28 protein-coding genes and 3 pseudogenes are annotated in these 25,737 nt (G+C 70.6%); 21 read left to right on the forward strand and 10 right to left on the reverse strand.

The genetic code is table 11. The annotated features are described in order from the left end of the window. Positions 1–376: 376 nt before the first annotated feature. The gene (locus Tfont_RS09570; protein ID WP_143969265.1) at positions 377–859 is read left to right on the forward strand and encodes a putative nucleotidyltransferase substrate binding domain-containing protein; all 483 of its coding nucleotides are present in this window, start codon (positions 377–379) and stop codon (positions 857–859) included. A 7-nt stretch (positions 860–866) separates the two neighbouring features. On the opposite strand, the gene pyk is transcribed toward Tfont_RS09570, so the two are convergent. Next, positions 867–2,300: a pyruvate kinase gene (pyk, locus tag Tfont_RS09575; protein WP_143969266.1), complete on the reverse strand. Its 1,434-nt coding sequence runs from the start codon at positions 2,298–2,300 to the stop codon at positions 867–869. A gap of 170 nt (positions 2,301–2,470) precedes the next feature. Here pyk and Tfont_RS09580 point away from each other — a divergent pair, with 170 nt between their 5' ends. Then, positions 2,471–3,358, forward strand: a complete 888-nt coding sequence (locus Tfont_RS09580; protein ID WP_143969267.1) for a CoA transferase — start codon at positions 2,471–2,473, stop codon at positions 3,356–3,358. Positions 3,359–3,393: 35 nt separating this feature from the next. Here the strand turns inward: Tfont_RS09580 and Tfont_RS09585 are convergent, their stop codons facing one another. The 3 genes from Tfont_RS09585 to Tfont_RS09595 are packed head-to-tail and all read right to left on the reverse strand — an operon-like array spanning position 3,394 to position 4,313. After that, positions 3,394–3,684: a HigA family addiction module antitoxin gene (locus tag Tfont_RS09585; protein WP_143969268.1), complete on the reverse strand. Its 291-nt coding sequence runs from the start codon at positions 3,682–3,684 to the stop codon at positions 3,394–3,396. A gap of 29 nt (positions 3,685–3,713) precedes the next feature. Next, the gene (locus tag Tfont_RS09590) at positions 3,714–4,115 is read right to left on the reverse strand and encodes a type II toxin-antitoxin system HicB family antitoxin (RefSeq protein ID WP_143969269.1); all 402 of its coding nucleotides are present in this window, start codon (positions 4,113–4,115) and stop codon (positions 3,714–3,716) included. 3 nt (positions 4,116–4,118) lie between these two features. Beyond that, positions 4,119–4,313: a type II toxin-antitoxin system HicA family toxin gene (locus Tfont_RS09595; RefSeq protein WP_143969270.1), complete on the reverse strand. Its 195-nt coding sequence runs from the start codon at positions 4,311–4,313 to the stop codon at positions 4,119–4,121. 283 nt (positions 4,314–4,596) lie between these two features. On the opposite strand from Tfont_RS09595, the gene Tfont_RS09600 reads away from it, so the two are divergent. Beyond that, on the forward strand, positions 4,597–7,509 hold the full coding sequence (locus tag Tfont_RS09600; protein WP_143969271.1) for a class I SAM-dependent DNA methyltransferase: 2,913 nt from the start codon (positions 4,597–4,599) through the stop codon (positions 7,507–7,509). Between the two features lie 34 nt (positions 7,510–7,543). Here the strand turns inward: Tfont_RS09600 and Tfont_RS09605 are convergent, their stop codons facing one another. Genes Tfont_RS09605 through Tfont_RS09615 form a run of 3 tightly spaced genes read right to left on the reverse strand, consistent with a single transcriptional unit; the run spans position 7,544 to position 10,417 of the window. Next, positions 7,544–9,250: a DUF2326 domain-containing protein gene (locus tag Tfont_RS09605; RefSeq protein ID WP_143969272.1), complete on the reverse strand. Its 1,707-nt coding sequence runs from the start codon at positions 9,248–9,250 to the stop codon at positions 7,544–7,546. After that, on the reverse strand, positions 9,247–9,510 hold the full coding sequence (locus tag Tfont_RS09610; RefSeq protein WP_143969273.1) for an ABC-three component system middle component 6: 264 nt from the start codon (positions 9,508–9,510) through the stop codon (positions 9,247–9,249). The genes Tfont_RS09605 and Tfont_RS09610 overlap by 4 nt, the downstream gene beginning before the upstream one ends. Then, positions 9,476–10,417, reverse strand: coding sequence for an ABC-three component system protein (locus Tfont_RS09615; protein ID WP_143969274.1), 942 nt, complete (start codon positions 10,415–10,417; stop codon positions 9,476–9,478). The genes Tfont_RS09610 and Tfont_RS09615 overlap by 35 nt, the downstream gene beginning before the upstream one ends. A gap of 134 nt (positions 10,418–10,551) precedes the next feature. Here Tfont_RS09615 and Tfont_RS09620 point away from each other — a divergent pair, with 134 nt between their 5' ends. The 8 genes from Tfont_RS09620 to Tfont_RS09655 all read left to right on the forward strand — a co-directional run bounded on the left by Tfont_RS09620 (position 10,552) and on the right by Tfont_RS09655 (position 15,969). Further along, on the forward strand, positions 10,552–10,872 hold the full coding sequence (locus Tfont_RS09620; RefSeq protein ID WP_143969275.1) for a hypothetical protein: 321 nt from the start codon (positions 10,552–10,554) through the stop codon (positions 10,870–10,872). Further along, complete coding sequence (locus tag Tfont_RS09625; protein ID WP_143969276.1) at positions 10,872–11,156, forward strand: type II toxin-antitoxin system RelE/ParE family toxin; 285 nt, start codon at positions 10,872–10,874, stop codon at positions 11,154–11,156. The genes Tfont_RS09620 and Tfont_RS09625 overlap by 1 nt, the downstream gene beginning before the upstream one ends. Before the next feature lie 830 nt (positions 11,157–11,986). Next, a complete protein-coding gene (locus tag Tfont_RS09630) occupies positions 11,987–12,481 on the forward strand; it encodes a hypothetical protein (protein WP_143969277.1) in 495 nt (164 codons plus the stop codon). A 68-nt stretch (positions 12,482–12,549) separates the two neighbouring features. Next, the gene (locus Tfont_RS09635) at positions 12,550–12,804 is read left to right on the forward strand and encodes a FeoA family protein (RefSeq protein WP_143969278.1); all 255 of its coding nucleotides are present in this window, start codon (positions 12,550–12,552) and stop codon (positions 12,802–12,804) included. Continuing rightward, entirely contained in the window at positions 12,801–14,729 is a 1,929-nt protein-coding gene (gene feoB, locus Tfont_RS09640; RefSeq protein WP_143969279.1) for a ferrous iron transporter B, read from the forward strand. The genes Tfont_RS09635 and feoB overlap by 4 nt, the downstream gene beginning before the upstream one ends. Before the next feature lie 192 nt (positions 14,730–14,921). Continuing rightward, entirely contained in the window at positions 14,922–15,212 is a 291-nt protein-coding gene (locus Tfont_RS09645) for a hypothetical protein (RefSeq protein ID WP_068607946.1), read from the forward strand. Between the two features lie 34 nt (positions 15,213–15,246). Continuing rightward, positions 15,247–15,639, forward strand: a complete 393-nt coding sequence (locus Tfont_RS09650) for a hypothetical protein (protein ID WP_068607944.1) — start codon at positions 15,247–15,249, stop codon at positions 15,637–15,639. Between the two features lie 69 nt (positions 15,640–15,708). Further along, positions 15,709–15,969, forward strand: a complete 261-nt coding sequence (locus Tfont_RS09655) for a DUF2061 domain-containing protein (RefSeq protein WP_068607941.1) — start codon at positions 15,709–15,711, stop codon at positions 15,967–15,969. Here Tfont_RS09655 and Tfont_RS09660 read toward each other — a convergent pair. Then, the gene (locus Tfont_RS09660; protein WP_068607938.1) at positions 15,960–17,156 is read right to left on the reverse strand and encodes a phosphoglycerate kinase; all 1,197 of its coding nucleotides are present in this window, start codon (positions 17,154–17,156) and stop codon (positions 15,960–15,962) included. The two genes, Tfont_RS09655 and Tfont_RS09660, sit on opposite strands and share 10 nt — an antisense overlap. A gap of 170 nt (positions 17,157–17,326) precedes the next feature. Here Tfont_RS09660 and Tfont_RS14775 point away from each other — a divergent pair, with 170 nt between their 5' ends. Together Tfont_RS14775 and Tfont_RS14780 are read left to right on the forward strand one after the other, a co-directional pair. Beyond that, the gene (locus Tfont_RS14775) at positions 17,327–17,662 is read left to right on the forward strand and encodes an efflux RND transporter periplasmic adaptor subunit (protein ID WP_260682347.1); all 336 of its coding nucleotides are present in this window, start codon (positions 17,327–17,329) and stop codon (positions 17,660–17,662) included. Next, positions 17,584–17,910 (forward strand): annotated as a pseudogene (locus Tfont_RS14780) (ATP-binding cassette domain-containing protein); the annotation flags it as partial. The gene Tfont_RS14775 and the pseudogene Tfont_RS14780, both read left to right, overlap by 79 nt. Here Tfont_RS14780 and Tfont_RS09670 read toward each other — a convergent pair. Further along, positions 17,904–18,488 (reverse strand): winged helix DNA-binding protein, encoded by a 585-nt coding sequence (locus tag Tfont_RS09670; protein ID WP_082955371.1) that lies wholly within the window; start codon positions 18,486–18,488, stop codon positions 17,904–17,906. The pseudogene Tfont_RS14780 and the gene Tfont_RS09670 sit on opposite strands and share 7 nt — an antisense overlap. A gap of 179 nt (positions 18,489–18,667) precedes the next feature. On the opposite strand from Tfont_RS09670, the gene Tfont_RS09675 reads away from it, so the two are divergent. From Tfont_RS09675 to Tfont_RS15055, 8 genes and pseudogenes are all read left to right on the forward strand, one after another. Beyond that, a complete protein-coding gene (locus tag Tfont_RS09675) occupies positions 18,668–19,645 on the forward strand; it encodes a TRAP transporter substrate-binding protein (protein ID WP_143969280.1) in 978 nt (325 codons plus the stop codon). Between the two features lie 22 nt (positions 19,646–19,667). Beyond that, entirely contained in the window at positions 19,668–20,180 is a 513-nt protein-coding gene (locus tag Tfont_RS09680) for a TRAP transporter small permease (protein WP_143969281.1), read from the forward strand. A 19-nt stretch (positions 20,181–20,199) separates the two neighbouring features. Beyond that, the gene (locus Tfont_RS09685) at positions 20,200–21,498 is read left to right on the forward strand and encodes a TRAP transporter large permease (RefSeq protein ID WP_143969282.1); all 1,299 of its coding nucleotides are present in this window, start codon (positions 20,200–20,202) and stop codon (positions 21,496–21,498) included. Beyond that, the gene (locus Tfont_RS09690) at positions 21,471–22,265 is read left to right on the forward strand and encodes a 5-oxoprolinase subunit B family protein (protein WP_221934286.1); all 795 of its coding nucleotides are present in this window, start codon (positions 21,471–21,473) and stop codon (positions 22,263–22,265) included. The genes Tfont_RS09685 and Tfont_RS09690 overlap by 28 nt, the downstream gene beginning before the upstream one ends. Next, positions 22,262–23,329: a 5-oxoprolinase subunit C family protein gene (locus Tfont_RS09695; RefSeq protein WP_143969283.1), complete on the forward strand. Its 1,068-nt coding sequence runs from the start codon at positions 22,262–22,264 to the stop codon at positions 23,327–23,329. Before Tfont_RS09690 ends, Tfont_RS09695 begins: the two co-directional genes overlap by 4 nt. Then, complete coding sequence (locus tag Tfont_RS09700) at positions 23,326–24,108, forward strand: LamB/YcsF family protein (RefSeq protein ID WP_143969284.1); 783 nt, start codon at positions 23,326–23,328, stop codon at positions 24,106–24,108. Before Tfont_RS09695 ends, Tfont_RS09700 begins: the two co-directional genes overlap by 4 nt. 44 nt (positions 24,109–24,152) lie before the next feature. After that, positions 24,153–24,788 carry a LemA family protein gene (locus Tfont_RS09705; protein WP_143969285.1) on the forward strand — a complete coding sequence of 212 codons (636 nt, stop codon included), beginning with the start codon at positions 24,153–24,155 and terminating at the stop codon, positions 24,786–24,788. 194 nt (positions 24,789–24,982) lie between these two features. Then, positions 24,983–25,291, forward strand: a pseudogene (locus Tfont_RS15055) (TPM domain-containing protein); the annotation flags it as partial. A 381-nt stretch (positions 25,292–25,672) separates the two neighbouring features. On the opposite strand, the pseudogene Tfont_RS15060 reads toward Tfont_RS15055, so the two are convergent. After that, positions 25,673–25,726 (reverse strand): annotated as a pseudogene (locus Tfont_RS15060) (hypothetical protein); the annotation flags it as partial. Positions 25,727–25,737: the final 11 nt, after the last annotated feature.

The following is a 25,737-nucleotide window of genomic DNA, read 5'->3' on the forward strand; positions in this document are numbered from 1 at the left end:
GCTCTCGCGCCGCGCACCGGCGATGATGTACAGCACGCCCTGACCGAGCAGGGCGAGCAGTCCGATGTACAGGACCAGTTGAGCCGCGTTGAGCCAGAACAGCATGGCAGGATGGGCGAATGTGGCGCGATGGTCACTCGCGTTGACTTACCAAACCCTTACAAAACAGGGCGGTCAGGGAAAATTCTGACGATAACCTGACCGACAGTGGGGTTGTCGAGGCGGCGACCCCGATCCCCGCACCGACCGGAGGATGCGCTTGGACACGACGGAACACGACGAATAGACAGGTTTTGCGGACCTACCCGTCCATGGCGCTGGAGACCATGAGCGAGCGCGGCGCATCCGCCATGTGCCGGTCCTGCAGGACGGCCGCGTGGTCAATGTCATTTCCGAGCGCGACCTGTTCGCGCTGCAGCGGCTGTCGATCAAACACCTGGGCAGCGCCATCGCGCACGGACGCACGCTGGCCGATTTTCAGCGGGTGGCGGCCGACATCCGCGCCTATGCGCGCCACCTGATGGCGCAGGGGGTACAGGCGCGGCAGTTGACGGCGCTGATTTCGCGCCTCAACGACCAGCTCACCCAGGGGCTGCCAGCCACCGGCACGCGCGAGCGCCTGCTGACGGCCGGGCGGGCCATGGGGGCGCCCGCGCCCGAGGTGGAGGGCTGGGTCGCCGCGTTCGATTTTTTGCAGACGCTGCGCCTGACCCGGCAGAGCGATTCCTCGGCCGATCCGCAGCAGCCCAACCGCATCGACCTCAACATCCTCAACCCGGTGGACGAGCGCGTGCTCAAAGCCTCGCTGCGCGCCATCAAGACGCTGCAGCAACGGCTGCAATTGGACTATCTGCGCTGACGCGGCATCAGTCCACCTGCCCGACCTTGAGCATGTTGGTGCCGCCCGGGGTGCCCATCGGCTCGCCCGCGGTGATGACGTAGCGGTCGCCCGACTGCAGCCGGCCGCGCGCCTTGAGCTGCTGCTCCGCCTGCATGAGGGCGGTGTCGCGGTCGGCGCTGCCCCCGGTGATGCGCAGCGCGTGCACATTGCGGTAGAGCGCCAGCCGGCGCGCCGTGGCCAGCCGCGGCGTGATCGCGTAGATCGGGATGTCGATCGTGTGGCGGCTCATCCACAGCGGCGTGGAGCCGGACTCCGTCAGCGCGATGATGGCGCGCGCGTGCAGGTGCGAGGCGATGAACAGCGCCCCCAGCGCGATCGACTGGTCGATGCGGGCAAACGTCTTGCCGACGAAGTCGTGGTCCAGCGCGTCGTGGTAGGCCTGCTCCGCCGCCAGGCAGATGCGCGCCATCTCCTGCACCGTCTGCAGCGGGTACCTGCCGGCGGCGGTCTCGGCGCTGAGCATCACGGCGTCGGTGCCGTCCAGCACGGCGTTGGCCACGTCGCTGACCTCGGCGCGCGTCGGGATCGGCGCATGGATCATGCTCTCCATCATCTGCGTGGCGGTGATCACCAGCCGGTCGTGCTCGCGTGCCAGGGCGATCATGCGCTTTTGCAGCGCCGGCACGGCGGCGTTGCCGACCTCCACCGCCAGGTCGCCGCGCGCCACCATGATGCCGTCACTGGCCTGCAGGATCGCCTCCAGCTCGGGGATGGCCTCGGCGCGCTCGATCTTGGCGATCAGGCCCGGGCGGTGGCCGTTGCGCGCGGCCTCCTCGCACAGCCGGCGCGCCAGCCGCATGTCGTCGGCGTTCTTCGGAAAGCTCACCGCCACGTAGTCGGCCTGCAGCGCCATCGCGGTGGCGATGTCGGCCATGTCCTTCGGCGTCAGCGCCGGGGCGGTCAGGCCCCCGCCGCGCTTGTTGATGCCCTTGTGGTTGGACAGCTCGCCGCCGGTCACCACGCGCGTGTGCACCGCCGCGCCCTCCACGCGCTCCACGCGCAGCTCGATCAACCCGTCGTTGAGCAGCAGCACGTCGCCCGGCACCACGTCGCGCGGCAGCTCCTTGTAATCCAGCCCCACCGCGTGCTCGTCGCCCGGCTCGGTGCGCGCGGCGTCCAGCGTGAAGGCCGCGCCCTCCACCAGCGTCACCTTGCCGTGGGCGAACTTGCCGACGCGGATCTTGGGCCCTTGCAGGTCGACCATCACGGCCACCTCCTTGCCGGCGCGCGCGGCGGCCTCGCGCACCGCGTCGGCGCGGCGGCGGTGGTCGTCGGCCGTGCCGTGCGAGAAGTTGAGCCGCACCACGTCCACGCCGGCGCGCACCATCGCTTCCAGCATCTCGGGCGTGTCGCTGGCGGGGCCCAGGGTGGCGACGATTTTGGTGGCGCGCAGTGGCATGGGGTCTCCTGGCTGGGGGTGGGGGAAGGGCGCCGGGCGCGGGTCTGCCGCCGCGCGCGCTCCGGACCCGCCTATCGTAGTACGGTAGTACGGCAGTACGGGTGCGGTACGGACGGGGGACGTCGGGGTGCCGCAGCGGCGGTCCCGCGCGGCTTTGCTAGAGTCCCGCCATGTCCCCCGCGCGTCGCACCCCCACCGCCGACCGGCCGCTGGCCGGCACCCACGTCGTCAGTCTGGCCCTCAACCTGCCCGGTCCAGCGGCGCTGCAACGCCTGCGGGCGCTGGGCGCGCGCTGCACCAAGGTCGAGCCGCCCGCCGGCGACCCGATGCGCGGCTACTGCGAGGCCGCCTACGCGCAGATGCACCGCGGCGTGCGCACCGTCGCGCTGGACCTGAAGGTGCCGGCCGGCCAGCGCCGGCTGCAGCGGCTGCTGGCGGGGGCCGATGTGCTGCTGACCTCGTTTCGCCCCTCGGCGCTGGCCAAGCTGGGGCTGGACGCCGCGGCCTTGCAGGCGCGCCACCCGCGCCTGTGCGTCGTGCGCATCGTCGGCGCGGCCGGCGCGCGCGCCGAGGAAGCCGGCCACGACCTCACCTACCAGGCCGAGGCCGGGCTGCTGGATGGCCTGAACCTGCCTCCCAGCCTGCTGGCCGACATGGCCGGCGCCCTGCTGGCCAGCGAGGCGGTGCTGGCCGCCCTGCTGCAGCGCGCCGCCACCGGCCGCGGCGCGGTGCGCGACGTGGCGCTGGCCGATGCCGCCGCGTGGCTGGCGCAGCCGCGCGCGTGGGGCCTGACGGCCCCCGGCGGCCTGCTGGGCGGCGCGCACGTCGGCTACCGTGTCTACCGCTGCGCCGACGGCCGGGTGGCCGTGGCGGCGCTGGAGCCGCACTTCGCGCGCCGGCTGGGCGAAGTCGCGGGCCTGGGGCCGCTGGCGCCGGCCGACTGCCTGCAGCCCGCCGCCGCCGCGGCTCTGGCGACGTGGTTTGCCGCCCGCCCGCGTGCCGAGCTGGACGCGCTGGCGCGGCGGCACGATTTGCCCTGGGTGACGTTGGGGGCTTGATGGGTCACCGCAGCGGCTGGATCCCGCCCCGACGCTCAGACGGCTAGGGGCTCGATCCGTGCGATGGCCTCGCCTTTCTCGCGCATCACGGCTTCGGTGTCGTAGCTGGCCTGCAGCGCCAGCCAGAAACCCGGCGTCTTGCCCAGCGCGCGCGCCAACCGCAGGGCCGTGTCGGCGGTGATGCTGCGCTTGCCCGCGCAAATCTCGCTGATGCGCATGGCCGGCACCCCGATCTGCTTGGCCAGGCGGTATTGGCTGATGCCCATCGGGATCAGGAACTCCTCCCGCAGCACCTCGCCGGGGTGGATGTTGGGCAGCGTGTCCATGCGTGCTCTTCAGTGGTATGCAGGCGCGCTCAGCTTGCCTGCATCGCCCGCTGCGCGGCCTGCGCCAGAAAGCCCGAGCGCGTCATGCCGTGCGCGCGGGCGTACTCGTCCACACGCGCCAGCAGCCGGCGTGGCAAGGTGATGTTGATCTTCTCGGCCTTGCCTTCGAAGCGCGACGTGTCCACCTCCACCAGACCCCAGACCCAGCCGGCGAACTGCGGATCGGCCTGCCAGTGATCCAGCGGACGCGGCAGCGCAATGTCCAGGCCGTCCTCGGCCAGCAGCTCCAGATGGGCCTCGATGGCCTCGATGGCGTTGGCAAACGCCTGCTCGGCGGTGTCGCCCGCCGAAAAGCACCCGGGTAGATCAGGCACGACCACGCCCCATGCCGTCGTGTCGGTGCCGGGTTCCAGCGCGATGGGGAATTTCATGGTTCAGCTCCTTGGATCAGGTATGCCGGCTTGCTTGAGCAGCTTGTGCACCAGCCCTGCGCCGAGATCCTTCTTCGGATGCGGGACGCTGAGGTGACCTGGGCGCTCCGCATGCCGAAAGACGTGGTGACTGCCCTTGACGGAGCGCAGCGTCCAGCCGTGCGCCTCGAGCAGTCGGATGAGTTCTCGGCTGTTCATGGTGTGGATTGTATCCACCCAAGCCTGAGCGATCAACACCATCCCCACCGATGACCCGCATCGTCATTCCACCCTTGCAGCTTCACCCAGGCCAGCAGGCCATCGAGGCCAGCCCCGCGCGGTTTGAGCGTCAGATGGTTCCACGCGACTGACGCGCTGTCCGCTGTGCAACCGAGCTTTGGATCCGCCCACGGCAACAGCGTGCGCTGCAAGCGGCGTTGGCTGGGCGCAGCCGGCAGGCCAAGGAGAAAGCGGCAGCACGCGACGATGCTACCCTCGCGCCATGACCCCGCAAGCCTTCACCGCCAAATGGGCCGCCGGCGGCGCGGCAGACGGCCTGTCCGAGCGCGCCGGCGCGCAGGCGCACTTCATCGACCTATGCCGGCTGCTGGACGTGCCCGAGCCCGCCGACCCCGAGGCCTATTGCTTCGAGCGCGGCCTGAAGAAAACCGGCGGATCAAGCGGCTGGGCCGACGTCTGGAAGCGCGGCTGCTTTGCTTGGGAATACAAGGCGCCGGGGCGGGACCTGGCCGCCGCGCTGCGCCAGCTCATGACGTATGCGCTGGCGCTCGACAACCCGCCGCTGCTCATCGTCAGCGACCGCCAGCGCATCGAAATCCACACCCACTTCACCGGCACGCCCAGCGAGTGCCACGTCTTCGAGCTGGCCGACCTGCTCGATCCGAGCGCGCGCCAGCGCCTGCGCAGGGCCTGGACGGAGCCGGAGCGCTTTCGCCCCCGCCGCACCACGCAGGACGTCACCGCCGAGGCCGCCGCGCGCTTTGCCGAGCTGGCCCAGCGCCTCACCGCGCGCGGCCACGACCCGCAGACGACGGCGCACTTCCTCATCCAGTGCCTCTTTTGCCTCTTCGCCGAAGACGCAGGGCTTTTGCCGGCGCGGCTGTTCGAGCGCATCCTCGACAAAAGCGCCGCCGCGCCCGAGAAGCTCCAGCAACGCCTGGGCGAGCTCTTCGCCGCCATGCGCGGCGGCGGCGACTTCCTGCTCGAAGACATCGCCTGGTTCAACGGCGGGCTGTTCGAGACCATCGCGCCGCTGCCGCTCCAAGCCGAGGAGGCCGCCATCCTGCGCGACGCGGCGCGCATGGACTGGTCGCAGATCGAGCCCTCGATCTTCGGCACGCTCTTCGAGCGCGGGCTGGATCCGGCCAAGCGCAGCCAGTTGGGCGCGCACTACACCGACCCGGCCACCATCGGCAAGCTCATCGAGCCGCTGATCGTGCAGCCGCTGGCCCGCGAATGGGCAAGCGCGCGCCAGCGCATCGCCGAGGCCATGGCGCGCTTCGAGGCCGGCGGCAAGGGCTCGCAGACCGCGCGCAAGGCCGCGCAGGCGGCCTTCCTCGGGTATCTGGAGCGGCTGAAGAACTTCCGCGTGCTCGACCCCGCCTGCGGCTCGGGCAACTTCCTCTATCTGGCCCTGCGCGCGCTCAAAGACCTGGAGCACCGCGCCAACCTCGACGCCGAGGCGCTGGGCTTACAGCGCCAGCTTGGCATCGAGACGAGCCCCGCCAACGTGCTCGGCATCGAACTCAACCCCTACGCCGCGGAGCTTGCCCGCGTGACGGTGTGGATCGGCGAAATCCAGTGGATGCTCAAGCACGGCTACGCCATCCGGCGCAACCCCATCCTGGCCAAGCTCGACCACATCGAATGCCGCGACGCGCTGCTCAACCCCGACGGCAGTGAAGCCGACTGGCCCGAGGCCGACGTCATCATCGGCAACCCGCCGTTTCTGGGCGACAAGAAGATGCGTTCGGAACTCGGCGACGCCTACACCGAGCGGCTGCGCGAGACTTACGCCGGACGCGTGCCGGGCGGCGCGGACCTGGTGACCTACTGGTTCGAGAAAGCGCGCGCGCAGATCGAGGCGGGCAAAGCCAGCCGCGCGGGGTTGGTGGCGACCCAGGCGATTCGCAAGGGGGCCAGCCGCCGCGTGCTCGACCGCATCGTCGAGGCCCTGCCGATCTTCGAGGCGTGGAGCGACGAGCCCTGGTTCAACGACGGCGCGGCGGTGCGCGTCTCGCTCGTCTGCTTTGGCCGCCACGACGGGCCGGTGCGGCTGGACGGGCGGGAGGTTGCGGCGATTCACGCCGATTTGACGGCTGGCGGAAGTGGCGTTGATCTGACTACGGCCACGCTGATAAAAGAGAATGTCGGTGTTTGTTTCATGGGCACCAGCAAAGTAGGGGCCTTCGATGTTCCAGGCGCACTAGCCCGCCAGTGGCTTGCGTTGCCCAATCCGAACGGCAGGCCGAATGCGGACGTAGTGCGGCCCTGGGCTAATGGGCAGGATTTGGCCGGCCGGCCTTCTGATACGTGGATCATCGACTTCGGTGTGGATATGAGCGAGGCCGATGCAGCCCTCTATGAGGCACCGTTTACACATGTGCAGACTTTCGTTCGCCACGAGCGCTCGAATCAGAAGCGAGATGCCTACAGGTTGCGGTGGTGGATCCATGCCGAAGCGCGTCCTGGTCTGCGTGCGGCAATAAGTTTGCTCGCCCGCTACATCGCCACCCCCCGCGTGGCCAAACACCGCTTTTTTGTCTGGCTGCCAGTAGCCGTGCTGCCCGATTCGCGCCTATATGCCATCTGCCGCGAGGACGACGCCACCTTCGGCGTGCTGTCCTCGCGATTGCACACCGCATGGGCGCTGGCGAATGCCTCGCGGCATGGCGTTGGTAATGACCCTACCTACAACGCCCGCGACTGCTTCGAAACCTTCCCCTTCCCGCAAGGGCTCACGCCTGCCGACACCGCGCACCAGCGCACCGAGGCGTTCGCGGACGGCGCGCGCATCCCCGCGGGCCTGCCGCCTGCCGTGCGCATGCATGCCGAGGCGATTGCCCGCGCCGCGCACCGCCTCCACACCCTGCGCGAGGCGTGGCTGAACCCGCCCGAGTGGGTCGATTGGCAGCGCACGCCGCAGGAAGAGCAAGCCGGCTTCCCGCCCCGGCCCGTGCCGAAGCCGGGCTTTGAGGCGCAACTCAAGGCCCGCACGCTGACCAACCTCTACAACCAGCGCCCGGCGTGGCTTACCCAGGCGCACGCGGCGCTGGATGCGGCGGTGGCCGCCGCCTACGGCTGGGCGGACTACACGCCCGAGACACCCGACGAGGAAATCTTGGCGCGGCTGCTGGCGCTGAACCGGGCGCGGGCCGGCGGGCAAGGGGGCTGAGTGGCAGCTTGTCCCTTGCCGCGGGCCGCGTTTTTCATGGTGATGGCTCGACCACCCCGATGCGCTCACCCAGCAGCTTGTGAGCATCGGCATCGCCGCGCAGTCTGACGATCACCGCCTCATCCAGCCAGGCGCCGTCTTCGCCCAGCAGCTCGCGGGTCGAGGCGTAGTTTTCCGTGTTGATCGACAGGATGTATTGCATGCCGCTGCCGGCCAGCTCCGCCCGAACCCGGCGCAGCCAGGCGGCGCGCTGGTTGGGGTCGATGGGGTCGAACAGGCCGTTGTCGTGCCACAGGTGGCGCATGGTGTGGTGCGCGCCGTGGCGAAACACCAGCCAGTCAAAGGCCATGATGCGCGCGGCGTTGATGCCGTCGGATCCTTGACCTTGCACCTGCACCTTGAGGTCGTAACGCAGCTTGTTGTCCCCGGTGTTGTTGCCGAGCACAATGCCGGCGGCTTCGCGCGGATACAGGGCATGGATCAGCTCGCGAAAGCGCCGGTCGGCCCACGCCAGCGGCTGCTCGGCCACATAGTCGGCGGCCAGCCGGTCGTCTTCGGCCAGATTCCGACGCAGCTCCAGCTCTTCGGCATCCCAGGCTTCGCTGGCGCTGCGGTAGCGTTGCAGCAGGTCCAGGTCGGCCTGCATGCGCGCCAGCTCCGCCGCCACGGCCTGGTAATCGTCCAGCGCGTGGTGGCTGCCCAGATAGGCCAGCCGCTCGTCGCGCTGCCGGGCCAGCTGGGCGCGCTCGTCTTCGGTGCGGCGTCGCGCCTCCTCCAGCATCAGCCGGTCGCGTAACAGGCGGTGGCGGCGCTGCTCGGCCAGCGAGCGGTGAAACGCCTCCACCGCCTCGAAGTCGGCCAGGGCCTGTGGCTTGAACACGTGCTCCAGGCCGCGATAAAACGCCAGCAGCGCTTCGCGCTCAATATCGGCGCGCCGCTGCAAGGCCTGCTCGATGCCGGCGAGCTGAAAGTCGATCTGCGCCAGGCGGCTCTCCCGCTGCCGCAGCTGCTGCGTGAGCGCATCGGCCTCTTGCCGCATGCGCTCGTAATCGTCGGCCACCTGCATGGTCTGCAAGCGGCTGCGCAGGGTTTGGATGCGCTCGCTCAACTCGGCGATCTGGGCCCGCGCGTCCATGCCGGTGCGCAGCAGCTCGCGCAGGCGCGTATCGCTTTGTCTGAGCAGCTTGCGCGCGCTGTCGATGGCGATGACGCGCTCGCGCTGCTGTGCTTTCCGCAGCACCAGGGTGATGTCGGCGCCGAGCAGATAGAGCGTGCGCGCCAGCGCTTCGTGCGCCGCTTCCCGGTGCAGCCTGATGGGGTCGGTGCGATCCTCGCGCTCGCGCCGGGCAAAGCGCGCATACAGCGCGCGGAAACTGAAGCCCGGCGCCTGCGGCAGTACGAAGGGGCCGCGGCCGTCGAGCCAGGCGCGCAGCGCGGCCTCCGCGATTGGCTGTCCATCGAGGGTGATGTCCGAGCCGTCGCCGTTGCGCTCGATGCGGTGCGTCTGGCTGGCCAGCTCAAACTCCAGCGCAAAGCGCCACTCGCCCACGCCCTGAGCCAGCAGTCGATCGCGCCGCGCGCCCAGGCAGTGATGCACGAGCTTGAGCGCCAATGTCTTGCCCACGCCGTTGGCGCTGCCTTCGCGGTCGCTGGCGTCGCCCACGATCACCGACACCCCCTCCGGCCGGAACAGCAGCGGCTTGAAGGTGTTGCTGTCGCATTCCAGCGTGAGCAGCCTCATGGCGATACGGCCTCGATGCGGTCGTCCTGAACCCGGCGCACGGCGCCGATGGCCGCCAGCAGCGTCACCGCCAGCGCCACCTGTTCGAAGCGCGGCCGCCGGGGCCAGCCGCTATCGTCGCGCGAGACGGCTGCAAACAGCTCATCCAGCGTGCGCGGCCCGTGCGCAAGCTGCACGCGCAGCCAGCCGGCCAGCCCGACCAGGCTGTCGGCAAAGCCTACGTGCTCATGCGGCGCCACCGCCAGGGCCAGGTTGTGCATAGATGTCGCAGCTCTCGAAGTATTTGGCCAGCACCACCTCGGCGGCCTCCCGGTAGGCCTTGAGGCTGTGCGGGTGCGCGCGAGCCGGCGCGGGGATCAACTGCTCAATGAGCCACACATAGCGCAGCGCCGGTGGGTCGTCGGGGTCATCGGCGAACTTCTCCAGGCTCTGCGCGTAGAGCTGGCGCAGCTCCTGCGCGACAGCCTGCGCCAGATGCTGCCCGCGCAACGCCAGAAATTCCTCCACCATGCCACACTGGTAAGACATGGCGCGCAGGCGGCTAGCAACGAAAGCCGGCAAGCCATTGAAGCGGATTTTCTCATCAAAATCTGGCGCAAGCGAGCGAGCCGGATCGAAGCGGGCATCGGCATCGGCCAGGCTGGACAGAACCTCACCGACCGCGCGCGGATCGACCCACTCCGGAGGATCGACCGGAATGCCGCGCAAAATGACTTGGCGCGTGTCCTCGGGCAGCATCATGAACCAGTCGGCCAGATCACTGCCCAAGACCACGTCGCAAGCCACCCCCGTCTGCGCCTGCAAGTCCCGCAACGCGTCGAGTAGACCTTTTGGCTCCCCGAGGTAGCGATCATTGAAGACGAAGCTGTAGCGGCGAAGATCGGGATAGTTGTCGCGCAGCTTGGCGAAGTCCTCCCGGGCCTTGCGCACCACCGCGGCAGGCCGCCAGCTTGAACCCGCCTGTGGGCCGTACACCTGGAAGTACCAGCCCTGCTGCGGCACGAAGCCATCGTTGCCACCATCGCCCAGCCGCCCAGCGGGAGCCACTGGAACAAAGCCTTCGAAGCGTGCGTGCAGGATGTCGGAGACCAGCCGCTGAAAGGCGCTTCCGTCTGACTCGTACAGACGAACCTTGAAATGAAGCCGGTACCAGTACGCCTCACTCATCCCAAAATGATAGCAGTGAATATCTGAGTGGGGCTTTGCGCCCAGTAGCGGGGTTTGTGGTGTTCTCCCGGCAACATGCTACAGACGCGGCTGGCGCGACACGTCCTCCGGCCCGTGGCGACGCCGTCATCGCCGTGCTACGATGCACCGACTGTGTCACACGTCAGGAGGCGCATCGTGAGCGGACGACCTTCACCTTCCGGGTCGATCCCGCGCTGAAGGCGGCCTTCTCCGCCGCCGCCAAGAGCCGCGACCGCAACGCCGCGCAGCTGTTGCGCGATTTCGTGCGGCAGCAGCAGCAAGCCGCCGATCATGACGCGTGGTTCCGCCGCCAGGTGCAGGCCGGCCTGGACTCGGCCCAGGCAGGCCGTCTGATCCCCGCGGCCGAGGTCGAAGCCCAGTTCTCGGCCCGCCGCGCCGCAACCCGCCGCCGGCTTGAGGCTGCAGCCGAGTGATGCGGCTGCTCTGGACGCCCGAGGCGATCCGGGATCGCGCCGCCATCGACGACCACATCGAAGCCGACAACCCCGCCGCCGCCTTGGCCATGGACGAGCTGTTGGCGGAAAACGCGGCGCGCCTGCTCGATCACCCGCGCTTGGGCCGGCCTGGGCGTGTTGCAGGCACGCGCGAGCTGGAGGCGCACCACAACTACATTCTGATTGACGACATCGCCGGCGAACGGGTGCGCGTGTTGCGCGTGCTGCACGCAGCCCGGCAGTGGCCACCTGACGTGAAATAGGCCGCCAGCAGAGCTGACCATACTCGGATGCCGAGCGGTCTTTGATGCGCTGCAGCACGTTCACGCACAATCACCCGAATGGATTCAGTTGCCTGTACGTCGAGGAAGCCAGAACTGGACGCAACACGCTAGCCGCCGTGTCGCTGCGCAAGAAAAAAGGCGCTTGGACAGCGCCATGAGAGACCCCGCGACGAGTGCATGCTGCCTTGCGGCCCCTTCTCTCAACGTCCGAAATGCCTTCGCGGGTATCCTGTTTATAGCAGTAAGTGCGCCGGTGGCGGAACGATGCCGAAGCCCCGCCCTTTACGTCCGCAACGTGTCCACCGGACCGCGCCGCAAACGGTAGCACGAACAGGTATGCGGCGCAACAGATTCGACGAACCCGTTCACCCCGACATGGACAGCACTGTCCGCCACCGGCAATAGAGAAGCCCGCACGCGCCGACTCGCTGCGGGCATGGGCGGTTCTGGTTCGCCAGTCGGGACTTCGCCACCGCCAAACACGAGACAGGCCGCCTCGGCAGCAAGCGACCCTGTCGAGAAACCGGGAGTGGAAATGCGCAGCGAGCTTTGGCGTGCAGCGCAAAAGAACGCGCCCCGCCGGGGATCTTACCGTCCTACTCCGCCCCACAAGGGGTTCAGACAGCCCAGCCGACCACGGGGCGCTTCGTCAGTATACGGGAATTGCTGCGCGGCGCCAAGCTGCAGGACGGGCGCGACTACGCATTGCGCTGAGCTGCGGCAGCAAGCCAGATGCGCCGCGACGCGATCGCTGCCGACGAACCCGTTCACCCAGACGCGCCGCGACCCGCTCGCCACCATCGGCGAGCATGGAGTCACACAAGCGCCTGCACACCCTGACCTTCGCCGTCCGCCCTGCGGACAAGGACGGCGGCGCACTGCGCTTTGAGGGCGTCGCCTACTCCGGCGGCGTGGTGCCGGCCTACGGCTGGCACGGCGACGTGGTGATCGACCTCTCGGGCCTCAAGAACGCCGACGGCGAGGAGCTGCCGGTGCTGGTGGACCACCAGGCCAGCGTCGAGGCGATTGCCGGCAAGGGGCGGATTTTCCGCTTTGCCCAGCCTGACGGCACGACCGGCCTGCGCATCGAGGGCGAGGTGATCGACGCCACCGACGCGGGCCGCCAGATCGCCGCGCTGCTGAAGGCGGACTTCCCGCTGCAGATGTCGGTCGGGATGAACGCCAGCTTCCGCGAGGTGGCCGAGCCGCTCGTGGTCAACGGCCGCGAGGTGCGCGCCCCTGACATACCAAACGCAACTCATTCTCATTACGGTTCGCTACAATGGGTGGGTCGCGGGTTTTAGCGTCAAGTCGCGCCGGGCTGGCTGCTTGGATGCGCACATGCCCGCTTGTCACCGATGGAGATGAATCGATGCAGCGCGCCACGCTTGACCAATGTCCCCAGGCTCAGCCCTACCGCGTCGCGGCGGTGCGCCCGCCGCAGCCGGCGCCGCACTGGGCGCAGCAGCTGGCCGAGCTGGGTTTTCTGCCGGGTGAGCCGGTCATGCTGATGGCGCGCGCCCCCGGTGGCGATCCGCTGGTGGTGCGGGTGGGTGCCAGCACCTACGCCTTGCGTCGCGCGGAGGCGGCGTGTGTGCAGGTCGTGCAGGAAGGGGATGTGGCATGAGCCCGGCCTGCCATGTCGGTGCGCGAAAGGCACAGCCCCAGCCCCAGCCCCAGCCGATCCACCTTTACCGCGGTGGGCCGCTGGTGGCGCTGGTGGGCACGCCCAACTGCGGCAAGACGGCCCTGTTCAACGCCCTGACCGGCAGCCGGCAGAAAGTGGCCAACTACGCCGGGGTGACGGTAGAACGCAAGGAAGGACTGTTCGTCGCCGCCGATGGCCGCAAGGTGCGCATGTTGGACTTGCCCGGCATCTACAGCCTCAACCCGCGCTCGCCGGACGAGCGGGTGGCGGTGGAGGTGCTGCGCGGTCAGGCTCGCGGCGAGAGGCGCCCTGACCGCGTGATCTGCGTGGTGGATGCCACCAACCTGCGCCGCAACCTGCGGCTGGTGCTGGCGGTCAAGCGCCTGGGCATCCCCTGCGTGGTGGCGCTCAACATGATGGACTTGGCCGAGCGGCGCGGCATCGTCATCGATGCGCCACGGCTGGCCGCGGAGCTGGGGGTGCCGGTGGTGCCGACGGTGGCGGTGCGCAAGGGCGGTACGGAGGCGCTGCGTGCGTGGTTGCAAGCGCCGGCAGACGCATGGGGCGCCGTCGCAGCGCCGCAACCCGAAACCTCAGCCACGCTTGAGGCCGATCACGACGCCGTGCAGCGCATCTTGTCCTCGCTGGGCTTGGATCGGCACCTGCCGCCGACGCGGTCGGATCGCATCGACCGCGTGGTGCTGCACCCGGTGTGGGGGCTGGCGCTGTTGGCGGTGGTGCTGTTTCTCATGTTTCAGGCGGTGTTCGCCTGGGCCGAAGCGCCGATGGAATGGATCGAGTCGGCCACCGCCTGGCTTGGCGAGGCCGTCGCCGACGCGCTGCCGGCGGGGTGGCTGACCAGTCTGCTGGTGGAGGGCGTCATCGCAGGCGTCGGCGCGGTGCTGGTGTTTTTGCCGCAGATCCTGATCTTGTTCTTTTTCATTCTGGTGTTGGAGGAGTCGGGTTACCTGCCGCGCGCGGCCTTTTTGCTCGATCGCTTCATGGCCGGCGTGGGGCTGTCGGGCCGTTCGTTCATCCCGCTGCTGTCGTCGTTTGCCTGCGCGGTGCCGGGCATCATGGCCACGCGCACCATTGCCAACCCGCGTGACCGGCTGCTGACCATCATGATCGCCCCGCTGATGACGTGCTCGGCGCGGCTGCCGGTCTATGCGCTGTTGATTGGCGCCTTCATCCCCGAGCGCAAGGTGGCCGGCCTGTTCGACTTGCGGGGGCTGGTGCTGTTTGGCCTGTATCTGGCGGGGATTGTCAGCGCGATGGCGGTGGCTTGGCTGGTCAAGCTGGTGACCGATCGCAACCTTCCGCGGCCACTGATGATGGAGCTGCCCGCCTACCACTGGCCAGCGCCGCGCAACATCGTCATCGGCCTGTGGCAGCGGGCCGAGATCTTTTTGAAGCGCGTCGGCGGCGTCATCCTGGCGCTGACGGTGCTGATGTGGTTTCTGGCCAGTTTTCCGGCGCCGCCGCCGGGCAGCAGTGCCCCAGCCATCGAAACCAGCCTGGCGGGCACGCTGGGCCGGCTGCTGGCGGTGGTACTGGAGCCGATTGGGTTTAACTGGCAGATCAGCATCGCCCTGGTGCCGAGCATGGCCGCGCGCGAAGTGGCGATTTCGGCGCTTGCCACGGTGTATGCCCTGTCGGCCAGTGGCGACGACACGGCGCAAGCTCTCACGCCGCTGATCGCCGAAAGCTGGAGCCTGGCTACGGGGCTGTCGCTGCTGACGTGGTTTATCTTCGCCCCACAGTGCCTTTCCACCTTGGCCGCCGTGCGCCGCGAAACCGGCAGCTGGACGTGGGTGGGCGCGATGGCACTGTATCTGTTTGGCTTGGCGTGGCTGGCCTGTTACGCGGTGTATCACCTCGCCGTCGCGCTGGGTTGGGGGTGACAACGCAGCGCCACGCCACAGGGGGCGTGCGGTGGCCTGCGATGAGGGTCGGCACGGGCCAGCCCGCCATTGCAAATGAGAATCATTCGTGTTATGGTGTGGATGTGTGGTTGATGCGATCGCCCTCGACCGCACTGCCGGCGCGAGCCCTTGCGCCGGTGACGCCAACCGCCACCAAAAGGAGCCCATGCCATGATCTCATTCACCGACCACGCCCCGCTGGAGCCGCTGTTGGCCGGCACGCTGGCGCTGCTGCACCATCAGGCGACGCGTGATACGCAGCGCCCGCTGTGCCCGTACGCGGCACACAAGCTCGCGCTCAACCTGCACCGACTGGCCAACCACCCGGCGCTGTCGGAACCAATGGCCGTCGTGCTGGCGCGCCTGTCGGCCGTCTGGCGTGAGCGCGCCCATATGGCGGCTGCCCAGACCCGTGACGAGGGCGATGACGAAGGTGCCGCCGCGCGGGCCTGGTTGCATTGAAGCGGCCTTTGCGCGCGGAGCGGGAGGGCATGCGATGGTGGGCCTGATCGACGAATACGCCGTGCTGTGTCGGCAGTGGGCGCGTGCGCAGCACCATGCCGAATGTGGTTTGCGTCTGTGGCGGCAACGTTGCGCGGCGTTGGAAGGCGAGGCGATGCGCCTGCGCGGACGGCTGCTCGCCCTGCGCACCGCCCTGCTGTGGGGGTTGCCGGTGCCTTGGACCTTGACTGCGTGCATGACGGATTCGGCGCGTCGCTGCGATGCCGACCCAACCAAACCGCAGGACGATGCCGAACGCTTGCTGTGTCAGGTCGGCTGCCAAGGGCATGCCCATCGCGTACTGGACGACGATGGGACGTGCCGTTGGCGCGGGGTGGCATGCCATGTCTCGGCTGGGGGTGAATCGGAAAAACAATCTATCGAATAAACAACATCGATTGCTTTTATCCTGTTTCGGCCCTACCATGGATTCCAGCATTTACCCAAGGAGCACACCATGGCCCGCCTGCGTCGCATCGCCCACACCCACCGCCTGGCGCTGATGAAGACCGCCACCTACTACGTCATGCACGTGACGGTGGCGATGGCAGTCGCCTACGCCGTCACTGGCAGCTGGCTGGCCGCGTTGACGCTGAGCCTGCTGGAGCCGACCGTGCAGGCGGTGGCGTACTTCTTCCACGAGCGTGCCTGGGCGCGCGTGGCGCAACGGCCCGCCGCCGAAGCGCGGCCGGCCGCACTCGCCGCCGCTCAGCCCTGAGCGCGGCGCTGCAGCACCTCGAAGGCCGGCAGCGTCTTGCCTTCGAGCACCTCCAGGAAGGCGCCGCCGCCGGTGGAGATGTAGCCCACGCGGTCGGTGATATGGAACTTGGCGATCGCCGCCAGCGTATCGCCGCCGCCGGCGATGGAGAAGGCATCCGAGTGCGCGATCGCCGAGGCCAGCATCTTGGTGCCGCCCGCGAACTGGTCATACTCGAACACGCCCAGCGGCCCGTTCCAGACGATGGTGCCCGCGTGCGCGATGATCTCGGCCAGCCGCGCCGCGCTCTTGGGGCCGATGTCCAGAATGCGGTCGTGCGGGCCGACCTCGTCCACCGACACGCGGTTGGCGCGCGCCAGCGACGAGACCTCGTCGGCCACCACCACGTCCACCGGCAGCGGCACCTCGGCGCCGCGCTCCTTCATCAGATCCATCACCTGCTGGGCTTCGCGCACCATCTCGGGCTCGGCCAGCGAATCGCCGATGCGCTTGCCCGCCGCGAGCAGAAAAGTGTTGGCGATGCCGCCCCCGACGATCAACTGATCCACCTTGGCGGCCAGCGTCTTGAGGATGGAGAGCTTGGTGCTGACCTTGGAGCCGCCGACGATCGCCACCAGTGGGCGGCGGGGGTTTTCCAGCGCGCGGCTGATGGCGTCCATCTCGGCGGCCAGCAGCGGCCCGGCGCAGGCGATGGGCGCCGTTTCGGCGATGCCGTAGGTGGTGGCCTCGGCCCGGTGCGCGGTGCCGAAGGCGTCGTGCACGAAGATGTCGCACAGCTTGCCCAGCTTGGCGGCCAGTTCCGGGCTGTTCTTCTTCTCGCCCTTGTTGAGGCGGCAGTTTTCCAGCAGCACCACCTCGCCCGGCGCGACCGAAAAGCCCCCGTCCACCCAGTTCGTGATCAGCGGCACCGGCCGGCCCAGCAGCTCGCCCAGGCGCTGGGCCACCGGCGCCAGCGTGTCTTCGGGGCGCGGCTCGCCCTCGGTCGGCCGCCCCAGGTGCGACGTCACCATGACCGCCGCGCCGGCGTCCAGGGCCATCTGGATCGCGGGCACCGAGGCGCGGATGCGCGTGTCCTCGGTGATGCGGCCGTCGTCGTCCTGCGGGACGTTGAGATCGGCGCGGATGAAGACGCGCTTGCCGCGCACTTCGCCACGCGCGCACAGATCGGAGAAGCGGAGGAATTGCATGTCGGCTCCGGAGGGGGGTGAAGACATTGCCGTGCCCCGGCCGGTTCGGTCGCCGGTTGCGATGCGGCAGGGGGATTGTAAGAAGCCGCATGCCCCTGTCATCCCCCCGTCGGCCGTGCGCCGAGCGCGCAGCGGGCGGGCGAAAGGGCAGGCATGGCAGGACGAATCCGGTGGTGGCCACGGGCCGCGTGGCCCCCGCCCGCGAGACGACGCTGGCCAGCACCCTGACCGGCCGCGTCGTTGCCACCCCGGTGGCCGATGGCGTGCTGTTGGCGCGACTGGTGGAGGTGGGCGATGGCGTCACCCCCGGCAAGGCGTTGCTGCGCTTTGCGGTGGCGGGCACGCCCCGCATCCTGCTGGATCTGGACGAGCGCGACCTGGGCGCGCTGGCGGTGGGCCAGCCCGCTGCGGTGCGGGCCGACGCCTGGCCCGATCAGCGCATTGCCGCCCGGTGCAGCTCTCGGGCGGGCAGCAGCAGCGCGTGGCCATCGTGCGCGCGCTCATGAACCGCCCGCGCCTGGTGCTGGCCGACGAGCCGACCGGCAACCTCGACACCCACACCGCCCAGGAGGTGTTCGCGCTGCTGCGCGAGCTCAACCGCGAAGAGGGCACCGCCTTCCTCATCGTCACGCACGACCCCGGGCTGGCGGCACGCTGCGACGGGCAGATCCACCTGCAGGACGGGCGATTGATCGAGCCGGATGGGGCGGGGGTGGTCACCGCTGCGGCCACCGCACCCCTCACCGCTCAATAGGCGGTCGCGGCGCGGGCGGCCTGGTCGTAGCGGCCGCTGAGCTGGCGCAGCGTGCGCGCCACGTCGGCCAGGCGCTGGTTCTCGTCCTCCGCCCCGGAGAACCCCGGCATCAGGCAGGCCTCGCGCACCGCGCGGTAGCGCAGGCACAGCGCATGGCCGGCGTCGGTGGTGGCGTAGAACACCTCTTTGCCGCGTTTGGTGCCGGCCACCAGCCCCATGCCTTGCAGCTTGCGCACCGAGTACGACACGACGTGCGCGTCCTCGATGTTGAGCACGAAGGCGATGTCCGACAGGCGCTTCGGCGTGCGGCGGTGGTTGATGTGGTGCAGCACCAGCACGTCGGTGGGCGTCATGTCCTTGACGCCGGCGGCGCCCATGCAGCGGATCAGCCAGCGGTTGAAGGCGTGCGCGGCGATGATGAGGCCGAACTCGAACTCCGACAGCTCCGGCGACTTCTCGGAGACCAGGTGCGCGGACGAGACGATCGGCCGGTCCGGCGAGGGGGGCTCGACGGCGGGTAGCGGCGCGGCGGGGTCGGCGCGGGACGAAGGGCGGACGGAAGAGCGAGCGCGTGTCATGGCGCCGATCCTACCCCCGGCCGCCCGGGGTTACCCGGGCACCGCGGGTAAACCATAACGACGTGACGTTAATAAAACGTTGACGTTTTATCGAAGTGCTGTTACCGTTCGGGCACCGACCGCGCTGGGCGCGGCGGTTCCTCGGCCCCCGCTTTTCCGTCGTCACAGGAGAGAGTCCGATGCGCGTCACCCTTGCCACCTTCGCCGCCGCCGCCACGCTGACGCTGGCCCACGCCACCGCCGCCGCCCAGAGCGTCAAGTGGGACATGCCCATCGCCTATCCGGCCGGCAACTTCCACACCGCCAATATCCTGATGTTCGCCAAGGACGTCGAGCGCGCGACCGGCGGCAAGCTCTCGATCACCGTGCACGAGAACGGCTCGCTGTTCAAGGCGCCGGAGATCAAGCGCGCCGTGCAGAGCGGCCAGGCGCAGATCGGCGAGGTGCTGATCTCCAACTTCTCCAACGAGAACCCGCTGTTCGGCATCGACTCGATCCCGTTCCTGGCCACCAGCTATGGCGACGCGCGCAAGCTGTGGCAGGCGTCGCGCCCGGCCGTCGAGGCGGCGCTGGACAAGCAGGGTCTGAAGGTGCTGTACGCGGTGCCGTGGCCGCCGCAGGGCATCTTCAGCGCCAAGCCGATCGAGTCGGCCGCCGACCTGCGCGGGGCCAAGTGGCGCGCCTACAACCCCAACACCAGCCGCATCGCGCAGCTGGTCGGCGCGCAGCCGGTGACGATCCAGGCCGCCGAGCTGACGCAGGCGCTGGCCACCGGGGCGGTCAACGCCTTCATGACCTCCGGCGCCACCGGCTACGACAGCAAGGTGTGGGAGCAGGTCAAGTACTACTACGACGTGGCGGCGTGGCTGCCCAAGAATGTGGTGTTCGTCTCCAAGCGGGCCTTCGACGCGCTGGACAAGCCCACCCAGCAGGCGCTGCTGAAGACCGCGGCCGACGCCGAGGCGCGCGGCTGGCGCGAGAGCGAGGAAAAGACCGCCTGGTACCTGGAGCAGCTGCGCAAAAACGGCATGACGGTGAGCAAGGGCTCGCCGCAGCTGCAGGCCGACCTGCGCAAAATCGGCGAGACGATGATCGAGGAGTGGACGCGCCAGGCCGGGGCCGAAGGCGCGGCGGTGCTGGCCACCTACCGCAAGTGACGGCGACGTGCCCGAGCCCGCGATGAAGGCCCTCAACCGCCTGTTCGACCTCGCCGCCTGGCTGGCGGCGGGTTTTCTGATCGGCACGCTGGCGATGGTGCTGCTCGGCATCGCCGGGCGGCTCTGGCCCGCGCTGGCGCTGCCCGGCTCGGACGCCTACGCCGGCTACTGCATGGCCGCAGCGGCGTTCCTGGCGCTGGCGCCGACGCTGCGCCGCGGCGAGCACATCCGCGTGATGCTGGTGCTGCAGCGCCTGCCGGTGCCGGCGCGGCGCGCGGTGGAGCTGGCGGTGCACGCGGTGGGCCTGGCGCTGGCCGGCGGGCTGGCGTGGTTCTCGCTGCGGCTGGTGTGGCAGAGCCACGCCTTCCACGACATCTCCACCGGGCTGGACGCCACGCCGCTGTGGATTCCGCAGCTCGGCATGGCCGCGGGCACGGTGCTGCTGGTGCTGGCGCTGGCGGTGCAGTTCGTCGAACACCTGCGCGGCCAGCCCGCGCCCGCTGCGCCGGGCGACGAGCCCGCGCGCATCGAATGACGCTACGGGGGACACGGCTATGGATCTGCTGATTACCGGGGTGCTGATCGGCGCCTTGCTGCTGCTGCTGGCGGCCGGGGTCTGGATCGGCCTGGCGCTGATTGGTGTGGCCTGGATCGGCATGGCGCTGTTCACCCAGCGCTCGGTCGGCGACGCGATGGCGCTGACCATCTGGGGCTCGGCCTCGTCGTGGACGCTGACGGCGCTGCCGCTGTTCATCTGGATGGGCGAGATCCTGTTCCGCACCCGGCTGTCGGAGGATCTGTTCCGCGGGCTGGCGCCGTGGCTGCAGCGCCTGCCGGGACGGCTGCTGCACACCAACATCCTGGGCAGCACGCTGTTTGCGGCGGTGTCGGGCTCGTCGGCGGCCACCTGCGCCACGGTTGGCAAGATGACGCTGCCGGAGCTGCAGCGCCGTGGCTACCCGGACGCGCTGAGCCTGGGCACGCTGGCCGGTGCCAGTACGCTCGGGCTCTTGATCCCGCCGTCGATCATCATGATCGTTTATGGCGTGACGGCCGAGGTGTCGATCGCGCGCCTGTTCGTCGGTGGCATCGTGCCGGGTCTGCTGCTGGCCGCGCTGTTCATGGGCTACGTGATCGTGTGGTCGCTGCTGCACCCGCAGGCCATCCCGCCGGAGGCAGAGCGGCTGAGCTTGGCGGACAAGCTGCGCGCCAGCCGCCACCTGCTGCCGGTGCTGCTGCTGATCGGCGGGGTACTCGGCACCATCTACACCGGGATTGCCACCGCCACCGAGGCGGCGGCGGTCGGCGTCGTGGGCGCGCTGCTGATCGCCGCGGCCCAGCGGGCGCTGACCTGGGCGACGCTGCGCGACAGCCTGCTCGGCGCGGTGCGCATGTATTGCATGATTGCGCTGATCCTGGCCGGGGCGGCGTTTTTGACGCTGGCGATGGGCTATCTGGGCCTGCCGCGCCACGTGGCGACGTGGATCGGCTCGCTGCAGTTGGAGCCGTGGCAGCTGGTGGCGGCGCTGGCGCTCTTTTTCATCGTGCTCGGCTGCTTTCTGGACGGCATCTCCATCGTCGTGCTGACGATGGGCGTGCTGCTGCCGACCGTGCAGGCCGCCGGGTTGGACCTGATCTGGTTTGGCATCTTCGTCGTCGTGATGGTGGAGATGGCGCAGATCACGCCGCCGGTGGGCTTCAACCTGTTCGTGCTGCAGGGCATGACCGGGCGGCAGGTGACGGAGCTCGCCCGCCACGCGGCGCCGATGTTCGTCATCATGGTGCTGGCGGTGGTGCTGCTGACCGCCTTTCCGGAGCTGGTGACGTGGCTGCCGCAGCGCATGGCGGGCTGAGCCCGGCGCCGCGCCTGCTGCCGCTGGGCGACGCGGCCTGGACGGTGGAGTTCGGCGCGGCGATCGACCCGGCGCTGCACGCGCGCGTGCTGGCCCTGGAGGCGGCGGTGCGCGCCGCGCAGGCCAGCGGCGCGCCGCCGTGGGACGCGGTGCAGGACGTGGTGCCGACCTTCCGCTCGCTGACCGTGCACTACGACCCGCTCGCCGGGGGCGCCGGTGACGGGGTGGCGCTGGGGCGGGCGCTGCTGCTGCTCGCGCAGCACGCGGGCGCGGCGCCGCCGCGCGGGCGGCGCTGGACGCTGCCGGCCTGCTTCGACGCGGCGCTGGCGCCGGATCTGGCGGCGCTGGCGGCGCGCCAGGGCCTCACCCCCGCCGCGGTGGTGGAGCGGCTGCTCAGCGTGGAGCTGCGCGTGTATCAGATCGGCTTCATGCCGGGCTTTCCCTACATGGGCGGGGTGCCGCCGGCGCTGCAGGTGCCGCGCCTGCCCACGCCGCGCAAGGCGGTGCCCGCGGGCTCGATCGCGCTGGCGGGCGCGATGGCTGCGGTCTACCCGTGGGAAAGCCCCGGCGGCTGGCACCTGGTGGGCCGCACGCCGGCGCCGCTGTGGGACCTGCGCCGCGATCCGCCGGCGCTGCTGGCCAGCGGCGACGTGGTGCGCTGGCGCGCCATCGACGCCGCCGAATACGAGCGACTGCGGCAGGCCGCGCAGCGCGGGGTGCTGGACGTGGCCGCTTGGTGCGACGCGCCGGCGGAGGCCGCCGCGTGAGCGCCGCGCTGCAGGTGCTCGACGGCGGCGTCGGCACCACCGTACAGGACCTGGGCCGGCGCGGCCGGCGCCACTGGGGCGTGGCGTTGGCCGGGGCGCTGGACCCGTGGTGGGCGCGCGCCGCCCACGCGCTGCTGGACAACCCGCCCGAGGCGGCGCTGCTGGAGCTGCGCCTGCTGGGGCCGCGCCTGCGCGCGGAAGGCGCCGCGGTGCGCGTCGCGGTGGTGGGCGACGTGGCGGCGACGGTGGAGCGCGCCGCCGGCGCGCGGCAGCCGTTGCCCGGCTGGTGCAGCGTCACGCTGCAGCCCGGCGACGCGCTGCGCCTGGGGGCGGTGCAGGGGCTGGCCTACCTGGCGGTGGCGGGCGGCCTCGACGTGCCGCTGGTGCTGGGCAGCCGTGCCACGCACGAGCGCACCGCGATGGGTGGGCTGCAGGGCCGCGCCCTGCGCGCCGGCGACCGGCTGCCGTGCGCCGCGGCGGACGCCGGCCCCGGCGTGGAGCGCCGCGCCGACCCCTTGCCGGACGACGACGGCCCGATCCGCGTCCTCTGGGGCCCGCAGGACGACCACTTCACCCCGGCGGCGCGTGCGCTTTTCGTGCAGGCCGACTGGCGCCTCACGCCGGAGCGCGACCGCATGGGCATGCGGCTCGCGGGCCCGGCGCTGGAGCACTTGACCCCTGCGCACGCGGACATCGTCTCCGACGGCGTGGCGCCCGGCGCGATCCAGGTGCCCGCCAGCGGCCAGCCGATCGTGCTGCTGGCCGACGCGCAGACCGTGGGCGGCTACCCAAAGATCGCCACCGTCATCCAGGCCGACCTGGGCCGGCTGGCGCGTTGGCCGGCGGCGCGGCCGCTGCGCTTCTTGGCCGTGACGCTGGAGCAGGCGCGGGTGGCGTTGCACGCGCGCCGGGACGCCTGGGCCGCGTGGGCCGCGCGGCGGCAGGCGTGGCGCCCGCCCGGCTATCTGGACGAGGCGCGGCTGTACGGCGCCAACCTGATCAGCGGCGTGCTGCGCGCCGCGCTCGACGACGCCCCGTGGGCGGGGCTGGAGGAAGGTGAATGACCCCCCGAACCCCTTGCGTGGACCTGAACGCCGATCTGGGCGAGAGCTTTGGCGCCTGGACGATGGGCGACGACGAGGCGCTGCTGGCCATCGTCGGACGCGCCAACGTCGCCTGCGGCTTCCACGCCGGCGACCCGCTGGTGATGTGCCGCACCGTGCGCCGGGCGCGCGAGCGCGGCGTGGCCATCGGCGCGCACCCGGGCTTTCCGGATCTGCAGGGCTTTGGCCGCCGGCGCATGGACTTGGAGCCCGAGGAACTGCAGGCGCTGCTGATCGTTCAGATCGGCGCGCTGGCCGGCGTGTGCCGCGCCGAAGGGGCGCGGCTCGCGCACGTCAAGCCGCACGGCGCGCTCAACAACATGGCCTGCGCCGACGAGGCGCTGGCGCGCACCGTGGTGCAGGCGGTGCGCGCGTTCGACCCCGCGCTGCCGCTGCTGGCGCCGGCGTGCTCGGCGCTGGAGCGCGCGGCGCTCGCGCTGGGCCAGCCGGTGCTGCGCGAGGTGTTCGCCGACCGCGCCTACCAGGACGACGGCCAGCTCGTGCCCCGCCGCGAGCCGGGCGCCGTGCTGCACGACCCGGACGAGGCGGTGGCGCACGTGCTGGCGATGCTGCAGGCCGGCGGCCTGGTCACCCGCGGCGGGCGCGTGCTGCCGACCCCGATCGACAGCGTCTGCGTGCACGGCGACGGGCCGCAGGCGGTGCAGACCGCGCGCCGGCTGCGCGAGGCGCTGGCGCAGCGCGGCTGGCTGGCGAGCGCCGCCGGCGCCGTCGTGGCATGATGCGCGCCATGCGGGCCGCCGCCCGCCAAGGAGGGCCGAACGCAATGACCAACCCCGCGCTTGCCACCCCGACGCGCCGCCGCTGGCTGGCGTGGGCCGCGGCCGCGCCGCTGGCCGCCGCGCTGCCCGGCTGCGGCTACAACGAGTTCCAGCGCCTGGACGAGGAGGTGCGCGCCGCCTGGGCCGAGGTGCTCAACCAGTACCAGCGCCGCGCCGACCTGGTGCCCAATCTGGTGGCCACCGTGCAGGGCGAGGCCAACTTCGAGCGCGAGACGCTGACGCGCGTCATCGAGGCGCGCGCCCGCGCCACCGCGATCCAGGTCACGCCCGAGATGCTGCAGGACCCGCAGGCGCTGCAGCGCTTCCAGGCCGCGCAGGGGGAGCTGGGCGGCGCGCTGGCGCGCCTGCTGGCGGTGGCCGAGCAGTACCCGAATCTGAAGGCCAACCAGGGCTTCGCCGACCTGCGCGTGCAGCTGGAAGGCACCGAAAACCGCATCGCCGTGGCGCGCAACCGCTACATCCAGGCGGTGCAGCGCTACAACACGCTGGCGCGCAGCTTCCCGACCAACCTGACGGCCAAGGTGTTCGGCTACGCGCCCAAGCCGGGCTTTGCCCCCGCCGACGAGGCGACGCTGGCGCAGCCGCCGAAGGTGGAATTCCCGGCCACGCCGGGGCGCTGAGGGGCGCGGGCGTGCCTGCCGCCGCCGGATCCCCGCGCGCCGTGGCCGGCGTGGCCCCGAGTGAGGGTCCGCGCGGGCACGGCGGCCGCCGCCTCGCGTGGCGGGCGTGGGTCTGGCTGATGCTGTTGCTGGCGTGGGCATCGCCGGCGCTCGCGCAGGCCCTGCAGCCGGTGCCGGCGCTGACCGCCCGCGTGATGGACCTGACCGGCACCCTGACCGCCGAGCAGCGCACGGCGCTGGAGGCGCGGCTGGCGGCGTTCGAGCGCGAGCGCGGCAGCCAGGTGGTGGTGCTGCTGGTGCCGACCACCGCGCCGGAAGACATCACCGACTACACGCAGCGCGTCGGCGATGCGTGGAAGATCGGCCGGCGCGACGTCGGGGACGGCGTGCTGCTGGTGGTGGCCAAGGACGACCGCCGCGTGCGCATCGCCACCGCGAAGGCGGTGGAAGGCGCGCTGCCGGACCTGCTGGCCAGCCGCATCATCGAGCGCGCCATCGTGCCGCACTTCCGCCAGGGCGACTTCTTCGGCGGGCTGCAGGCCGGCGTCGAGCAGATTCTGGCCGCGCTGGCCGGCGAGGTGCTGCCGCCACCCGAACCGGCCGCGGCCCGCCCCGGCGCGGCCGATGGCACCGACGTCGAGGGTGCGCTGGTGTTCGCGTTCTTCGCCGTGCCGGTCATCGCCACCGTCACGCGCGCGCTGCTCGGCCGCGTGCTCGGGGCGGCCGCCACGGCGGGGCTGGCCGGGCTGGTCGGCGCCGGCCTGGGCCTGTCGGCCGGCTGGCTGGCGCTGCTGGTCGTGGCGGCATTCGTGCTGGCGCTGTCGGGCGTGTCGGTCGCGGTAGGGGGTGGCGGCCAGCAGCACGCGCGGCTCCAGCGTCTGCACCACGGCCCGGTCCAGCAGCGTGGCCTGGCGCTCGAAGACCAGCCCGGCATCCAGCGCGGCCGTCG

It is taken from the genome of Tepidimonas fonticaldi (genome assembly GCF_007556755.1).
In the GTDB taxonomy this organism is placed as follows: domain Bacteria; phylum Pseudomonadota; class Gammaproteobacteria; order Burkholderiales; family Burkholderiaceae_C; genus Tepidimonas; species Tepidimonas fonticaldi.

Coding starts and splice junctions, on each gene's coding strand:
- Tfont_RS09615 (WP_143969274.1), bottom strand. CDS start 10,417: ATGAGTGAGGCGTACTGGTACCGGCTTCATTTCAAGGTTCGTCTGTAC.
- Tfont_RS09645 (WP_068607946.1), top strand. CDS start 14,922: ATGATCTCATTCACCGACCACGCCCCGCTGGAGCCGCTGTTGGCCGGC.
- Tfont_RS09650 (WP_068607944.1), top strand. CDS start 15,247: ATGGTGGGCCTGATCGACGAATACGCCGTGCTGTGTCGGCAGTGGGCG.
- Tfont_RS09685 (WP_143969282.1), top strand. CDS start 20,200: ATGGATCTGCTGATTACCGGGGTGCTGATCGGCGCCTTGCTGCTGCTG.
- Tfont_RS09625 (WP_143969276.1), top strand. CDS start 10,872: ATGCGGCTGCTCTGGACGCCCGAGGCGATCCGGGATCGCGCCGCCATC.
- Tfont_RS09700 (WP_143969284.1), top strand. CDS start 23,326: ATGACCCCCCGAACCCCTTGCGTGGACCTGAACGCCGATCTGGGCGAG.
- Tfont_RS09580 (WP_143969267.1), top strand. CDS start 2,471: ATGTCCCCCGCGCGTCGCACCCCCACCGCCGACCGGCCGCTGGCCGGC.
- pyk (WP_143969266.1), bottom strand. CDS start 2,300: ATGCCACTGCGCGCCACCAAAATCGTCGCCACCCTGGGCCCCGCCAGC.
- Tfont_RS09660 (WP_068607938.1), bottom strand. CDS start 17,156: ATGCAATTCCTCCGCTTCTCCGATCTGTGCGCGCGTGGCGAAGTGCGC.
- Tfont_RS09705 (WP_143969285.1), top strand. CDS start 24,153: ATGACCAACCCCGCGCTTGCCACCCCGACGCGCCGCCGCTGGCTGGCG.
- Tfont_RS09670 (WP_082955371.1), bottom strand. CDS start 18,488: ATGACACGCGCTCGCTCTTCCGTCCGCCCTTCGTCCCGCGCCGACCCC.
- Tfont_RS09635 (WP_143969278.1), top strand. CDS start 12,550: ATGCAGCGCGCCACGCTTGACCAATGTCCCCAGGCTCAGCCCTACCGC.
- Tfont_RS09590 (WP_143969269.1), bottom strand. CDS start 4,115: ATGAAATTCCCCATCGCGCTGGAACCCGGCACCGACACGACGGCATGG.
- Tfont_RS09610 (WP_143969273.1), bottom strand. CDS start 9,510: ATGCACAACCTGGCCCTGGCGGTGGCGCCGCATGAGCACGTAGGCTTT.
- Tfont_RS09605 (WP_143969272.1), bottom strand. CDS start 9,250: ATGAGGCTGCTCACGCTGGAATGCGACAGCAACACCTTCAAGCCGCTG.
- Tfont_RS09630 (WP_143969277.1), top strand. CDS start 11,987: ATGGAGTCACACAAGCGCCTGCACACCCTGACCTTCGCCGTCCGCCCT.
- Tfont_RS09600 (WP_143969271.1), top strand. CDS start 4,597: ATGACCCCGCAAGCCTTCACCGCCAAATGGGCCGCCGGCGGCGCGGCA.
- Tfont_RS09680 (WP_143969281.1), top strand. CDS start 19,668: ATGAAGGCCCTCAACCGCCTGTTCGACCTCGCCGCCTGGCTGGCGGCG.
- Tfont_RS09595 (WP_143969270.1), bottom strand. CDS start 4,313: ATGAACAGCCGAGAACTCATCCGACTGCTCGAGGCGCACGGCTGGACG.
- feoB (WP_143969279.1), top strand. CDS start 12,801: ATGAGCCCGGCCTGCCATGTCGGTGCGCGAAAGGCACAGCCCCAGCCC.
- Tfont_RS09585 (WP_143969268.1), bottom strand. CDS start 3,684: ATGGACACGCTGCCCAACATCCACCCCGGCGAGGTGCTGCGGGAGGAG.
- Tfont_RS09655 (WP_068607941.1), top strand. CDS start 15,709: ATGGCCCGCCTGCGTCGCATCGCCCACACCCACCGCCTGGCGCTGATG.
- Tfont_RS09675 (WP_143969280.1), top strand. CDS start 18,668: ATGCGCGTCACCCTTGCCACCTTCGCCGCCGCCGCCACGCTGACGCTG.